Below are 13,307 nucleotides of genomic sequence, written 5' to 3' on the forward strand. Positions count from 1 at the left end.
GGCTCACAGCCGCACACGCGCCGGGCCGCGCGACGGTGCGCAGGGTGCGGGTGTGCGGAGAGAAGCAGGTGTGTCAGGTGTCTACGGGCGTGGTGCGGCGGAGTGCAGGCGGAGTTCGTGCAGACGCGCAGAGGGGCGAGGCAGAAGGATCAGCGGAAGAGGCGGATCGAGTGGGGGAACTGCTCGGCTGTCGGCTACCGGTGGGGGCGGCTGTGCTGGGCTTGTCAGCAGGCGGGACAGATGGCGCTGGACATGCGGCCGTGGTCGACGTGCCGCCGACTCACCAAGGCAATTCCAACCCGAGACATGACGGAAGCGTGGCACGCGCATCCGATGAGCGTCCACCATCATCCGTATGGTGGACGTCCTGGTCTCGCCTGGTGAGATGGTGTGGCGGCGGTCACTGTGCGCGCCGAGGGGCTCGGCCGGCGGCCGCGGACCGGGGCGGCGTCCGGGGGCTCGGGCGATGGCTGCCGGGCCGGGCCGGGGAGGTTCCTCCGCCGGGCTCGACCCGGTCCGTCCGTACTATTCGTACTATCCGAACTGTCTGTACTGTGCCGGGATGTTGGGGAGTGTTCGGGTGCGACCCGAGGTGCTGCGGGGTGCTCGGGAGTGCCCGGGGTATCCGGGACCGCCCGGGCGTGCCGGGCGTCAGCTGTGGGCGCCGGGCCACGGGCCGGGGGTGGCCTTCTCCGGCTCCTCCGTCACTTCGGTGTCGAAGAGCGTGAAGCCGCGCCGGAGGTAGTTGTCCATGGCGTGCGGCCCGTCCTTGGAACAGGTGTGCACCCAGACCCGCTTCGTCGGGGTGAGCCCCGGCCAGCGGTCCGCCAGGTCCCAGGCGCGGGCGGTGGCGTAGCTCAGGAGGTGCCCGCCGATGCGGCGGCCCCGGAAGGCGGCGATCAGCCCGAAGTAGAGGATCTCCACATTGCCGTCGTCCTGCGCCTGCAGTTCGGCGTAGCCGGCGGGGGTGCCCTTCTCGTACGCCACCCAGGTCTCCGTACCGGGCTTGCCGAGCACGGCCTCCCACTCGGCGTACGTCATCCCGAGCCGGTCGGTCCAGGTGACGTCCCCGCCCACGGACGCGTAGAGGAAGCGGCTGAACTCGGGCGACGGGGTCCCCGACCGGACGACGGCGACATCGGGCCCCGCGGGGGCGGCGGGCCGCAGATCGGCGGGCGAGGTCTGTTCAAGGGACCAGGTGGTGACGGTGATGCTCATGGGGCCAGGGAATCACGGTCCGGCCCCGGGCCGGAAGGGCCGTTGTGCCCACCGCGGCCCGCGGGCCGCGGAGGCGGGGTGGCGGGTCGGGCGGGGGTGGTGCGGTCCGCCGGGTCCCGGATCCGGGCAGACACACGGACCCCGGCTCCCGTGCGGGTACGAACGCTTCCGCGCCGCGGTGTCGTAGTCGCGGTCGTAGTGCCCCCGCCGCCGGGCGCCGAGCGGCCCCCGGCGGGGGTCCGGTCGGCGGGCAGCCGTCCCACGGGCCGGACGGATGGTCCGGCGCCGCGCCGCACGCCGCGGGCCCCGGGTGCTCCGGGGGCCGGGAAAGTTCGCCGCCGCGTCCACGGGCCTGTCCCCTGTATGACGGAGGCCGCCGGTCCGCCCCCGGCCGTGGGCGGGGGCGGGCGTAGTGGCAAGGGAGGGCGGTACGGACGCGGGGCCGTTCCCCCGGCCGTCGGAGGCTACCCGTGGTGGACCTCGACCTCGATGGACTCCGCGAAGCGGTACGGGCGGCTCGTCAGCACCTGGGGAAGCTGCCGGCGCAGCCGGGACATCTCCGCGCGGACCGTCACCGTCCGGGTGGGGTCGCCGAAGAGTTCCGCCGCCAGTTGGGCCGCGCTCAGACCCTCCCGGTGCGCCGCCAGCCGCCCCAGCAGCTCCGCATGGCGCGGGCTCAGCTCCTGGACCCAGCTCCCCGCCGCGCCGTGCACGGTCGCCGACGCGCGCGGCAGGCGCGTCAGATCGACCACCACCCGGGAGACCGGGCCGGGGCCTCCCGGTTCGGTCACCCGGATCAGCCAGCCGCCGGGCACCGGCTCCAGATCCGCCGTCCCGAGCGGTGTGATCCAGTACCGGCCCGCGGCCGCGGCCCGGGGCAGCTGGAGTCTGCCCTGCGGCGGGGGCATGCCGATCACCGCCGCGGGCCAGCCGTTCCCGTCGGTCACCACCGCCCGCCCCGTCAGCCGCCCCAGCAGCGGCGCCGCCACCGCCCGCAGCTTCTCCAGGGCCGTCAGATGCGCCAGGCGCAGTTGTGCCTCGGCGAGCCGGGTCACGGCGGTCACCAGGGGCAGGGTCGTCGGATGCGCCGTTCCCAGGGGGCCGCAGACGTTCACCACGCCGAGGAGCCGCCCGTTGCGCGGATCGGTCACCGGTGCCCCCGCGCACGTCCACGAGTGGTACGCGGCGACGAAATGCTCGGCCGCATGCACCAGGACCGGGCGCCGGGCGACCAGGACCGTCCCTATCGCGGTCGTCCCCGCCAGCGGTTCGCTCCAGTCGGAGCCGACGACGAAACCGTGGGCGTCGCCCTTGCGCAGCACCGCGGCGGTGCCCTCGCGCCAGAGCAGCTTTCCGTCGGCGTCCGCGACCGTCACCACGTGCTGCGCCGCGTCCGCGACGCCCACCAGGCCCTCGCGGAGCACCGGCAGCACGGTCCGCAGCGGGGATTCGCCGCGCCGCCGTTCGACCTCCTCGCGCGGCAGCAGCCCCGCCCGGCCGCCGTGCTCCGGGTCGAGCCCGGCCCGCAGCAGCCGCTGCCACGACTCGCCGATCTCCGCCCGGGGGCCGAGCGCCGACCTCCGCCCGCCCAGGACGGCCTCCCGTACGCCCTTGAGCACTCTTCCGGCCTCGGCCGGGTCCATCGCGGTGAGTCCGGCCGGGTCGATCGGCGTGGTGTGCACGGCGCGGGGGTCCTCCTCGGGCGGTACGGATCGCGTACCGCGATGCGGCGATAGGTCGCAAGAGTGTTGCAACCCTCTGCAACCCTCGCGAATGGGTGCGCTGGTGTACGAAGGTGTACAGCGCCGGGGTGGTGCCGTGTCGGCGCAGCACCACCCCGGCCATGATCATCTTTGACCGGCCGCCCCCGCAACAACAACGGCCAAACCCTTTTGACCGGCTGCCCTCAAGGCCGCTCAGACCACCGCCCGCGCCCGCTCCACCACCGCGCCCGTCGCCAGACCGCGCGGCAGCGTGCCGAAGGCCGTACCCCAGTCGCCGCCCAGCCGTGAGGCACAGAACGCGTCCGCCACCTCCGGCGGCGCCCAGCGCACCAGCAGGGACCCCTGGAGCACCAGGGCCATCCGCTCCACCAGCCGCCGCGCCCGGCCCTCGGCGCCCTCCAGATCGGCCAGCTCCGTCAGCAGGCCCTTGATCGCCCCGTCCAGCCGGTGGTCCGCGCCCCGGGCGAGGCCCACCTCCCGCAGGAAGGCGTCCAGCGCCCCCGGCTCCCGGGTCAGCGCCCGCAGCACGTCCAGCGCCTGCACATTGCCCGAGCCCTCCCAGATGGAGTTCAGCGGCGCCTCGCGCAGCAGCCGCGGCATCCCCGACTCCTCCACGTACCCGTTGCCGCCGAGGCACTCCAGCGCCTCGCCGACCATCGGCGTACAGCGTTTGGTCACCCAGTACTTCGCAGCGGGCACCGCGATCCGCAGCAGCGCCCGCTCCGCCTCCGTATCCGCGTCGTACGCCGCCGCCAGCCGCATCCCGAGGACCGTCGCCGCCTCCGACTCCAGGGCCAGATCCGCCAGCACGTTCCGCATCAGCGGCTTGTCGATCAGCGGCCCGCCGAAGGCGTTGCGGTACGCCGTGTGGTGGATCGCCTGCGCCACGGCCTGCCGCATCTGCGCCGCCGAGCCCAGGACGCAGTCCAGCCGGGTGGCCGCGACCATCCCGATGATGGTGCGCACCCCGCGGCCCTCGTCACCGACCCGGCGCGCCCAGGTCCCCTCGAACTCGACCTCGGCCGAGGCGTTGGAACGGTTGCCCAGTTTGTCCTTGAGGCGTTGGATCCGGAACACATTGCACACCCCGTCCGCCAGCACCCGCGGCACCAGGAAGCACGTCAGCCCCTCCGGTGCCTGTGCCAGCACCAGGAAACCGTCCGACATCGGCGCCGAACAGAACCATTTGTGCCCCGTCAGGACGTACTCCCCGGCCCCGCCCGCCAGCGCCTCGGCGCGGGTCGTATTCGCCCGGACGTCGCTGCCGCCCTGCTTCTCCGTCATCCCCATGCCGAACAGCACGCCCGGCTTCCGCTCAGCGGGCAGCAGCTCCTGCGCGTACCCGTGCGAGGTCAGCCGGGGTTCCCACTCGGCCGCGAGCGCCGGATCCGCCCTCAGCGCGGGTACGGCCGCATGGGTCATCGACAGCGGGCAGCCGTGCCCCGCCTCCGTCTGGGCCGTCACCAGGAATCCCGCGGCGCGCCGGACGTGCCCGGACGGGCGGCTCCAGGCGTCGGTGAGCCCGGCGCCGACGGCCCGCCCCAGCAGCCGGTGCCAGGCGGGATGGAACTCCACCTCGTCGATCCGGTTGCCGTAGCGGTCGTGGGTCCGCAGCTTCGGGGGGTTCTCGTTGGCGAGCCTCCCCCACTCCTGCGCCTGGGCCGAGCCGGCTGCCCGGCCCAGCTCGGTCAGCTCGGTCGTGACGGTCTCTGCGAGCGCCGCGCGGGGCGCCTCGGGCAGATCGGCGCCCGTATGCCGCGCCACCGCCTCCGTCAGCGCGCGGTCGGACCCGAAGACGTCGTATCCCACCAGGGGCGGAGCCTGGTTGGTCACTGTGTGGGTGCTGGTCGCCATGCGGATACGGTAAGGAGGTGCAGGCAGCAAATGAAACACCCGAACGGCATTCGGGGCGGCTCCATCGGGCCCGGGTCCTCTACCGCAACGTCTCCAAGCGGAAGATGGTCTGGCTGCTTCTGAAGGACACCGTCAACTCGTGCATCGAGTACCGGATCCTCGGGCTGGCGGCGGAGGCGGCGTTCTTCACCCTGCTGTCGCTGCCGCCCCTGATGCTCGGTCTCCTCGGCCTTCTGGGTTACATCGACTCGTGGACCGACACCACCACCGTCGCCTCCATCGAGAAGAACATCCTCAACGCGGTGGGGACGGTGCTCTCGGAGCGGGGCGTCAACGAGATCGCGAAACCCCTGCTGGCCGACGTCACCCACGGCGGCCGGCCGGATCTGATCTCCCTCGGCTTCGCGATCGCGCTCTGGTCGGGCTCCCGCGCGGTGAACGTCTTCATCGACACCATCACCGTGATGTACGGCCTGGACGGCCACCGGGGCATCGTCGCGACCCGGCTGCTGGCCTTTCTGCTCTATCTCGTCGCCCTGGTCATCGGGGCGGTGGTGCTGCCGCTCGCGGCCGTCGGCCCGGACCGGGTGGTCGAGCTGGTGCCCTGGGGCACCACCCTGGTCATGATCGTCTACTGGCCGGTCGTCATCCTGCTGAGCGTCGCCTTCCTGACGACGCTCTACCACGTCTCCGTACCCGTCCGCTCCCCGTGGATCGAGGACGTGCCCGGCGCGCTGGTCGCGCTCGCCATGGGCGTTGCGGGCAGTGCCCTGCTGCGCGTCTACATCACCAGCACGGTCGAGGGCCCGACGATCTACGGCTCCCTGGCGGCGCCCATCGCCGTCCTGCTGTGGATCGGCGTGTCCGCCTTCGCCGTGCTGGTCGGTGCCGCCGTCAACGCGGCCATCGACCGGGTCTGGCCGTCCGTGGCCACGGCCGCCGCGCGGGCCGCCAACGAACGGCTGCGCGAGGCCCAGGCCGTGGAGGTGCTGGCCCGGGCGCAGGCGGCGCGGTTGTACGACAACGACAACGACTACGCGTCCGAGTCCGACGACGATGCGGACGGCGGGTCCGGGGACATGCCGTCGGAGTTCCCGGAGCGCTGGTCCCGCTTCCTGCCGCCGGACGATCTGCGGGCCCGGCTGCACACGGCCAAACCGGCGCCCGGCGGGCGGCCGGGGGCCGCGGAACCGAAGGCGGGACCGGCGTACCCGGGGGAGCGGCCGTCGTATCCCGACCGCCCGCCCTATCCGGCACGGCCGCCGTACCCCGCGGGCCGCCCCTATCCGGCCAGGCCGGAGCGGCCGCCGTCGGCGGGCAGCCGGGGCAGCGGCCAGGACGGGCCGCCGTACGAGGGCCGCTCGCCGTACGGCGACCGCGGGTAGCCCCGTGCCCATGTACCCCACGTACCCCACGTACCCCACGTATGAGGAGCGGGCCTCGGCGCTGGCGGGTGCGGTCGTCTGGGCGAAGTCGCCCGCGCCCGGAGCTGCGGCCGCGGCGGTCCGGCCGGTTCTGCCCGACGGGTGCATGGACCTGCTGTGGACCCCGGGGCGGCTCTTCGTCGCGGGTCCCGACACGCGGGCGCAACTGCCGCAGGGCGGGCCGGGGGACCGGTTCGCGGGCATCCGGTTCGCCCCCGGCACGGCGCCCGCCGTCCTCGGGGTCCCGGCGTACGAACTGCGCGACCGGCGGGTGGAGCTGGCCGACCTCTGGGGCGCGGCGCGGGCCCGGCGGCTCACCGAACGCGTCGACGCCGCCGCCGACCCGGTGGCCGCACTGGAGTCCGTGGCGCTGGAGACGGCCGAGCGCCGGGCCGCCGACGGCGTACGCCCCGATCCGCTGCTGACCCGGGTGGTACGGCTCCTCGACGGCGGCGCTCCGGTGGCCGCCGCGGCCGATGAGGTGGGCCTCGGCGCCCGTACGCTCCACCGGCGGGCGCAGGCCGCCTTCGGCTACGGCCCCAAGACCCTGGCCCGGGTGCTCCGCCTCCAGCGGGCCCTCGCCCTCGTCGGCCGGGGCGCCCCGTACGCGTCCGCAGCGGTCTCGGCGGGCTATGCGGACCAGGCGCACTTCACCCGGGAGATGCGGGCCCTGTCGGGGATGACGCCGAGCGGATACGGGGCGGGCGGGGCTCCGGCGTAGGCCGGTCGGGCCGATGGCGCCCGGTCCGCGCCCGGCTGCTTCCGGAAGGGGCGGTACCGGGCCCCGCGGCGCGTTCAGGCGGCGGCGAAGAGGGAGACGCCCATCCCGTCGGGGTCGAGCACCACGGCGTAACGCTGCCCCCACACCGCGTCCCACGGCGCCAGATGGGTCCGGTGCCCGGCGGCGATCAGCGCGTCGTGGAGTGCGTCCACGGCGGCCGGGCTCTCGCAGAGGAAGGCCAGCCCGATCCGCTCGCCGCCGTTCGGGCGGGTCCAGGACGGATCGTAGGAACGGATGACCTCCTCCGTGTCCCACAGCACCCGCAACCCGGACGGAAGCGCCGCCTCCACATGGGGGGCGGTATCCGCGTCCGCGGGGATGTCGAGGCCGAGAAGGCGGTAGAAGGCGAGGGATGCGGCCATGTCGGAGACGACGAGGCTGATGGCGTCGAGGCGTACGGTCATGGCGTCACGGTAAGCGGGAGCCCGGCCGCCGGTCTTGAAGAAATCGGACACCCGGACCGGACCGCTCCCCGAACGGGTGATCCCACGGCAGACGGCCGCGGCCCCGGGACCGCCGTTACGGTGCCGGGGGCCGCGGCCCGCACGGACCTGTCCCGTACGGGCCGCGGCGCCCGGAAGCCGGTTCAGTGCGCGGGCACCGCCTCCGCCCGGGCCGGAGCGGACGCCCGCCCCGGAGTCAGCAGCCGCTCCGTGAGATGGCCGAAGACCAGGCCGAACACCGCCCACAGCGCCGTCTGCACGGCGAGCGTCGCCAGCCGGAATTCCCAGAGCACCGCCGCCGGGAAGCCCTTCGGTACCTCGTCGAACGACGGCAGGAAGGCATAGCCGACGGCCGTCACCAGTACGAACCCCGCCACCACGGCGACGGTCGCGTTCCAGTTCCCCCAGCGGACCGCCAGCCGCCGGCCGACGATCACCGCCGCCACCGTCAGCAGCACGCTCGCCAGCACCATCAGGAAGTAGAGCGTCGTGCGCTGTCCGATGGTGTCGGGGTCCCCGACGGCGGGCGGGTTCGGCGGGTACTTGAGGTACGGGACGAGATATCCGCTCACCAGCGCGCCGCCGGCCACCAGCAGGGCCGTGGCGCGCGGTCCGAAGCCGCCGATGCGGCCGAGGGCCGCGCAGAGGACGAGCGCCGCGATCCCGCCGACGGCGACCCCGTACACGAGGACGCCGGTGGCGAGTCCGGCCGTCGACTGGACGGCCCGGCTGACGAGTTCCTCGCCGCCGTCGTGATGGCCGTGCGCACCCGCCTCCTCGAACGCGATGGCCGCGTCCACCGGCCCCTCGCCCAGGAAGTACGCCACGGCGAGGGCGAACACCCCGGCGATCAGGCCCGCCAGCATGCCCCGTACCAACAGGGCCCGCACGGCGGCGGGACCGGTGGGCACGGGGGTGTGGTGATGTGTTGTCATCCGTGCTCTTTCTCCCTGTGCGGTCGGGTCAGTGGCACGGGAAGCCGAGCAGATGACGGCCGTCGTGCACCCATTCGTGCACGGTCTCGCCGGAGAGTACGGCGACGGCGCCCTGCTCGGCGCCGACGAAGTAGAGCAGGATCAGCATCAGGATTCCGCCGAACACGGCCCAGGGGGCTATCTCCTTGAGGGAGATGGGGGTGAGGGCCTCCGGAGCGGCGGCCGGAGCCGACGGAAGCGGAGCGGCGGGTACGGCCGACTGGGCCATGACAACCTCCAGAGGGAACGACGCGTCCCGGTCGTGGTGCCTGAGACGGAGATGCCGGGTCTGACTTCCCGTGGAGATACGGGTACACAGTGGCGCGACCGTGCCGGATTCACACCGGACTTCCGTCACATCTTCGTCATGTCCACGCGACCGTACCGCTTAGTCGGGTCCGCCGCCATGGCGCGTATCCGACCCGTCCGGCCGGATCGTGTGCTTGGGTACGGGGGCGTCCGGGACACCGGCGCGGGCAGAGGCGGATGGCCGGGAACGTCCCGGCGGGGCAGGGGAGTCGAGGCCGGGATGACCACACGGGTGCTGCTGCTGACGGCGGCGGTGACGGCCGCGGCACGCGCCGTCCGGTTCGACTCCGGGGCGCCGCTGGACGAAGCGGGCCGGGCGGCGGCGCTGGCCGCGGCCGGCCGGACACCGCGCGCCGCACGGGTGCTCACCGCTCCCTCCCGGCGCTGCCGCGAGACCGCCGCCGCGCTCGGGCTCGGCGCGGAGCACCAGGTCGAGGCGGCCATCGCCGACTGGGATCTCGGCCGCTGGGAGGGGCGCGGGCTGGCCGAGCTCACCGGCAGCGATCCCGCGGCGGTCGGCGCCTGGCTCACCGACCCCGCCGCCGCGCCGCACGGCGGCGAATCGCTGCTCGCGCTCCGCGACCGGGTCGGCGGCTGGCTGGCCGAGCTCGCCGGGCGGCCCCCGGAGCGGATCCTCGCGATCGCGGAACCCGCCGTGGTCCGCGCCGCCGTGGTCCATGCGCTGGCGCTGCCCCCGGAGGCCTTCTGGCGGTTGGACGTCCCGGCGCTCACCGTCACCGAACTGTCGGGGCGCGAAGGCCGCTGGAACCTCCGCCTGGGCACCCGGCCGGTCCCGGAACCGGCCGAGGCCGCGGAACCGGTGGTGGCCGCGGAACCGGCCGAGGCCGCGGAACCGGTGGTGGCTCCGGCTGCGGCTCAGGCTCAGGCCGCGGTCCCGCGGTAGCCCACGCCGGTCCTCGAACAGCCCGCGGCCCGGACCCGGCTTCGGAACAGCCCGCGCCGGTCCCGGCCGGATTTTTTCCGTGGCGGGACCCGTGCCCCGGCTCCTACGCTGCGGCCCATGAGCGAAGCGACCCGCCTCCCCGAGCTGTACGTCGCCGTGGACGTCGAGGCCGACGGGCCCATCCCCGGGCCGTACAGCATGCTCTCCCTCGGCATGTCCGTCGCGGGCCGTCCCCACCTGGCCTTCTACACCGAGCTGCGGCCGATCTCCGACGAGTTCGTGCCCGAGGCCCTCGCCGTCTCCGGGCTCGACCGCGACCGGCTGCTGCGCGAGGCCCCCGCGCCCCAGGCGGCGATGGCCCGGGCCGCGCAATGGGTCGAAAGGCTGCGGACCACCGGCCGGCCGGTCTTCCTCGCCGCGCCCGCGGTCTGGGACGGCATGTTCGTGCACTGGTACTTCGTCCGGTTCACCGGGCGCAGCCCCTTCGGCGCCACGGGGGCCGGGATCGACCTGCGCAGCTACTGGATGGGGCGGACGGGCTGCGAATGGCGCCGCTCCCACAAGAGCACCATCAAGGCCGCGACGGGCCTGAAGGACCTGCCGCACACGCACCACGCCGGTGAGGACGCGGCGGAGCTGGCCGCCGTCTTCGACGCCGTGCTGAAGGGCCGCGCGGGGGAGTAGCGGGCCGCCCGGGGCCGTACCGGGCCGTCGCCGCCCCGGCCGTACCCGCTCGCCGGGGACCGCGTACCTTCGGTGGGTACCCAGGGGACGGCGAGGAGAGCTGACGTGTGACCGAGGAGGAGTTCACGGACTTCTACACCCGATCCGTTCACCGCCTCACCGGCCAGCTCTATGTGATGACCGGCGATTTCCACGAGGCGCAGGACGTGGTGCAGGAGGCCTTCGTCCGGGCCTGGGGGCACCGACGCCGACTGGAGCAGGACCTCGGCCCGGAGGCCTGGGTGCGGACCGTCGCATGGCGGCTCGCGGTGAGCCGCTGGCGGCGCATGGTCAGGGGGCAGCGCGCCTGGCGGCGGCGCGGCGATCCGGAGGTCAGCGAGGGGCCCGACGCCGGAGCGGTCGATCTGGAGCGGGCGCTGCGCGGGATGCCCGCCCGGCAGCGGCAGTGCGCCGCGCTCTACTACGTCTGCGATCTGCCGGTGGAACAGATCGCCGCCGAGACCCGTCTGTCCACGGGGACCGTGAAGACCCACCTCCACCGGGCGCGCGCCAGGCTCGCCGGACTGCTCGACCGGCAGGGCAGGGTACGGACGACGGACGGGGGACGGCTGTGAGGACCGACCACGACGAGCTGATGGCGGACCGGCTGCGGACCGCCGCCGACCGGGCGGCCGGGCGGGTACGGCCCGTGGACGCGAGCGTCATCGCGGGGCGGGCGCGCGCCCGGGGGCGCCGCAGGGTGCTGGCGGTCACCGGGGCCGGGGCGCTGGGTGCGGCGGCGACGCTGGTGGCGCTGGCGGTCACGGGAGGCGGGGCGGGGACGGCGCCCGGACCGGTGACGCCCGCCGATTCGTCCGGCGGTACGACGGCCCCGGCCGTCCCCGGGCCGCTGCTCACCCGCCCCCCGGGAGCCACGGGGGACGGGCCGGGAACGCCGCCCGCCGCGGCCGCCACGGCCGGCCTGCCGCCGGAGACGGGCGCCACCGCTCCCCGGCGCAGCCCGCTCCCGGGCGCCCCGGTACCTCCGACATCCCCGGTACCGAGCTTCTCGCCGCGGTAGTTCGTACCGTTCGGATCAGGTGGGGCTCGCGTGCGTCCTCCGCCTGCCGCCGGGCTGCCCCGGGCACCGCGCCCTGCGCCTGGCGGGCAGGGGTTGGCAGCCCGGGGGCGTACCGCCGAGCCGCGCTGTCGTCGGTCGCCGACGGCCCCGGGCCCGAAGGGCGCGGGTGGGGTACCACCGGGCGAGCCCAGGGGGCGTGCCCCCGCCCACCGATCCGGGCTGAGCCGCAGGACAACCCCCCAGGCGCGGGCGCAGCCCAAGGATCCGTACCCCCTGCGTACGAGGACCATCGGCCCCGGCCGCGCCGCGGCGCACCGCATCCGGGGGCCCGCCCGGCCGTAGGGCCGGGGAGAGCCGCGGGCCCGGCCTCCTGGAACGTCCGGACAGGCCCTGGGGGCAGCCCGCTGCGAGGCGCTCCGCGGGTGGGCTCTCCCGGAGCACCCGCCCTCGGCGGCCGGGGCCCGCGGCCGACCCGCGGTGATCCGGATCACACCCTGTCAACCTACGGGTGACGAACATGCGTATGGGCGGTGAGTACCATCCGACCGTGCGAGGAGCCCGATGGCCGACCCGACCCTGACCGACGCCCGAACGTCCGCCGTCGGTCCGCTGCCGGTGCCCTCCCCCCGCGGCGGGCCGGGGGCCGCCGCGGCGCTCCGGAGCGCGCGGGGGTCCGGCGACGGGGCCCGGCAGCCGTCCCGCGACGAGGCGGACGCGTCCGCCGGGCACCACTGGGACGCCCGCCGTGCGGTCGCGCCCGTGCTCGGGGTCTCCGCCCTGAACACGCTCGTCCATCTGCTCGTCCTCACCGCGATGCTGCCGCCCGGCTGGTCGCTGCGGGACCGGCTGCTCTCCTGGGACGCCGCCCTCTACCGGGACATAGCGACCGAGGGCTATCCGCTCGGCCTCAGCTACGGCGACGACGGCGAGCCGACCGGCAACAACCTCGCGTTCTTCCCCCTCTACCCGCTGCTGATACGGGCCGTGCACGGGCTCACCGGCCTCGACGCGGGCGGGGTCGCCGTCGCGGTGGCCCAGCTGTCCCTGCTGGGTGCCCTGTTCGCCGTACACGCCCTGCTCACCCGGTTGTACGGGCCGCGGACCGCGCTCGCCGGGATCGTGCTGGTCGCAGGGGCGCAGCCGATGGCCGTCACCTTCCTCATGGGCTACAGCGAATCCCTGTTCCTCGCCCTCGCGGCGGGGGCGCTGCTGGCGGCGCACCGGGAGGCCTGGGCCGCCGCCGGTGTCCTCGGGCTGCTGGCAGGGCTGACCCGGCCCGCGGCCTTCGCGGTCGCGGTCGCGCTCGCGGTGGCCGCCGTACTGGCGATGCGGCGCGGCGGTTTCTCGTGGCGCCCGGTCGGGGCGGTCGCCCTGGCGTGCACCGGGACCCCGGCGTATCTGCTCTGGGTGGGCTGGCGGTCCGGGCAGCTGAACGCCTGGTTCGTGATTCAGGAAGCCGGCTGGGGGACTCGCTGGGACAACGGCGCCGCCTTCTTCTCCTTTCTGGCCCACACCTGGGAGCACGCCGACGGCTGGGTGCCGGTGAGCACCGCAGTCCTGCTGCTCGCCGCCGTCGGTGCGACGGCGGTGGCCTGGCGGCGGGGCACCTGGCCGCCGCTGCTCGTGTACGGGACGGTGATGGTCGTCCTGACCCTGGCGCAGAGCAACTACTACCACTCCAAGCTGCGGCTGCTGGTGCCCGCGCTGGTGTTCCTGCTGCCGTTCGCGGTGGCGCTGGGCCGGGCCCGTACCCGTACCGCCGTCGCCGTACTGGCCGCCGCCACGCTCTTCGGCAGTTGGTACGGCGCCCATATGCTCACGGTCTGGCGGTACGCGATCTGACCGGCGGCCCGGAGAACGGGCCGCCCGCCGGACCCTGTTGATCGTCCGCCCGGTCAAACACCCGCACGAACGGCCCCCGTCGGCGATGAT

Annotated in this window: 13 protein-coding genes; 7 read left to right on the plus strand and 6 right to left on the minus strand. The window is 74.8% G+C overall.

The genetic code is table 11. The features are described from left to right. Positions 1 to 651 precede the first annotated feature (651 nt). The 3 genes from B7R87_RS27430 to B7R87_RS27440 all read right to left on the minus strand — a co-directional run bounded on the left by B7R87_RS27430 (position 652) and on the right by B7R87_RS27440 (position 4,796). Positions 652 to 1,218, minus strand: coding sequence for a GNAT family N-acetyltransferase (locus B7R87_RS27430; protein ID WP_006345774.1), 567 nt, complete (start codon positions 1,216 to 1,218; stop codon positions 652 to 654). A gap of 464 nt (positions 1,219 to 1,682) precedes the next feature. After that, complete coding sequence (locus tag B7R87_RS27435; protein WP_006345773.1) at positions 1,683 to 2,900, minus strand: helix-turn-helix domain-containing protein; 1,218 nt, start codon at positions 2,898 to 2,900, stop codon at positions 1,683 to 1,685. Positions 2,901 to 3,134: 234 nt separating this feature from the next. Next, on the minus strand, positions 3,135 to 4,796 hold the full coding sequence (locus tag B7R87_RS27440; protein WP_006345772.1) for an acyl-CoA dehydrogenase family protein: 1,662 nt from the start codon (positions 4,794 to 4,796) through the stop codon (positions 3,135 to 3,137). Positions 4,797 to 4,813: 17 nt separating this feature from the next. Between B7R87_RS27440 and B7R87_RS27445 the strand changes: the two genes are divergently transcribed. Both B7R87_RS27445 and B7R87_RS27450 read left to right on the plus strand, forming a co-directional pair. Continuing rightward, entirely contained in the window at positions 4,814 to 6,181 is a 1,368-nt protein-coding gene (locus tag B7R87_RS27445) for a YihY/virulence factor BrkB family protein (RefSeq protein WP_233168943.1), read from the plus strand. Between the two features lie 10 nt (positions 6,182 to 6,191). Continuing rightward, positions 6,192 to 6,941, plus strand: a complete 750-nt coding sequence (locus B7R87_RS27450; protein ID WP_130584691.1) for a helix-turn-helix transcriptional regulator — start codon at positions 6,192 to 6,194, stop codon at positions 6,939 to 6,941. A 74-nt stretch (positions 6,942 to 7,015) separates the two neighbouring features. Here B7R87_RS27450 and B7R87_RS27455 read toward each other — a convergent pair whose 3' ends face one another. From B7R87_RS27455 to B7R87_RS27465, 3 genes are all read right to left on the minus strand, one after another. After that, positions 7,016 to 7,405: a VOC family protein gene (locus tag B7R87_RS27455; protein WP_078902068.1), complete on the minus strand. Its 390-nt coding sequence runs from the start codon at positions 7,403 to 7,405 to the stop codon at positions 7,016 to 7,018. A 182-nt stretch (positions 7,406 to 7,587) separates the two neighbouring features. Continuing rightward, positions 7,588 to 8,310 (minus strand): CbtA family protein, encoded by a 723-nt coding sequence (locus tag B7R87_RS27460; protein WP_040913664.1) that lies wholly within the window; start codon positions 8,308 to 8,310, stop codon positions 7,588 to 7,590. A 97-nt stretch (positions 8,311 to 8,407) separates the two neighbouring features. Continuing rightward, positions 8,408 to 8,647, minus strand: coding sequence for a CbtB domain-containing protein (locus B7R87_RS27465; RefSeq protein WP_040913662.1), 240 nt, complete (start codon positions 8,645 to 8,647; stop codon positions 8,408 to 8,410). 300 nt (positions 8,648 to 8,947) lie between these two features. Between B7R87_RS27465 and B7R87_RS27470 the strand changes: the two genes are divergently transcribed. The 5 genes from B7R87_RS27470 to B7R87_RS27490 all read left to right on the plus strand — a co-directional run bounded on the left by B7R87_RS27470 (position 8,948) and on the right by B7R87_RS27490 (position 13,217). Further along, entirely contained in the window at positions 8,948 to 9,631 is a 684-nt protein-coding gene (locus B7R87_RS27470; RefSeq protein ID WP_130584692.1) for a histidine phosphatase family protein, read from the plus strand. A gap of 117 nt (positions 9,632 to 9,748) precedes the next feature. After that, entirely contained in the window at positions 9,749 to 10,315 is a 567-nt protein-coding gene (locus tag B7R87_RS27475) for a hypothetical protein (protein WP_006345765.1), read from the plus strand. Between the two features lie 107 nt (positions 10,316 to 10,422). Beyond that, positions 10,423 to 10,929, plus strand: coding sequence for a SigE family RNA polymerase sigma factor (locus B7R87_RS27480; protein WP_006345764.1), 507 nt, complete (start codon positions 10,423 to 10,425; stop codon positions 10,927 to 10,929). Continuing rightward, positions 10,926 to 11,375, plus strand: a complete 450-nt coding sequence (locus B7R87_RS27485; protein ID WP_130584693.1) for a hypothetical protein — start codon at positions 10,926 to 10,928, stop codon at positions 11,373 to 11,375. Before B7R87_RS27480 ends, B7R87_RS27485 begins: the two co-directional genes overlap by 4 nt. Positions 11,376 to 11,936: 561 nt before the next feature. Further along, positions 11,937 to 13,217 carry a hypothetical protein gene (locus tag B7R87_RS27490; RefSeq protein ID WP_233168945.1) on the plus strand — a complete coding sequence of 427 codons (1,281 nt, stop codon included), beginning with the start codon at positions 11,937 to 11,939 and terminating at the stop codon, positions 13,215 to 13,217. The last annotated feature ends 90 nt before the right edge of the window (positions 13,218 to 13,307 follow it).

Source organism: Streptomyces tsukubensis (assembly GCF_003932715.1).
In the GTDB taxonomy this organism is placed as follows: domain Bacteria; phylum Actinomycetota; class Actinomycetes; order Streptomycetales; family Streptomycetaceae; genus Streptomyces; species Streptomyces tsukubensis.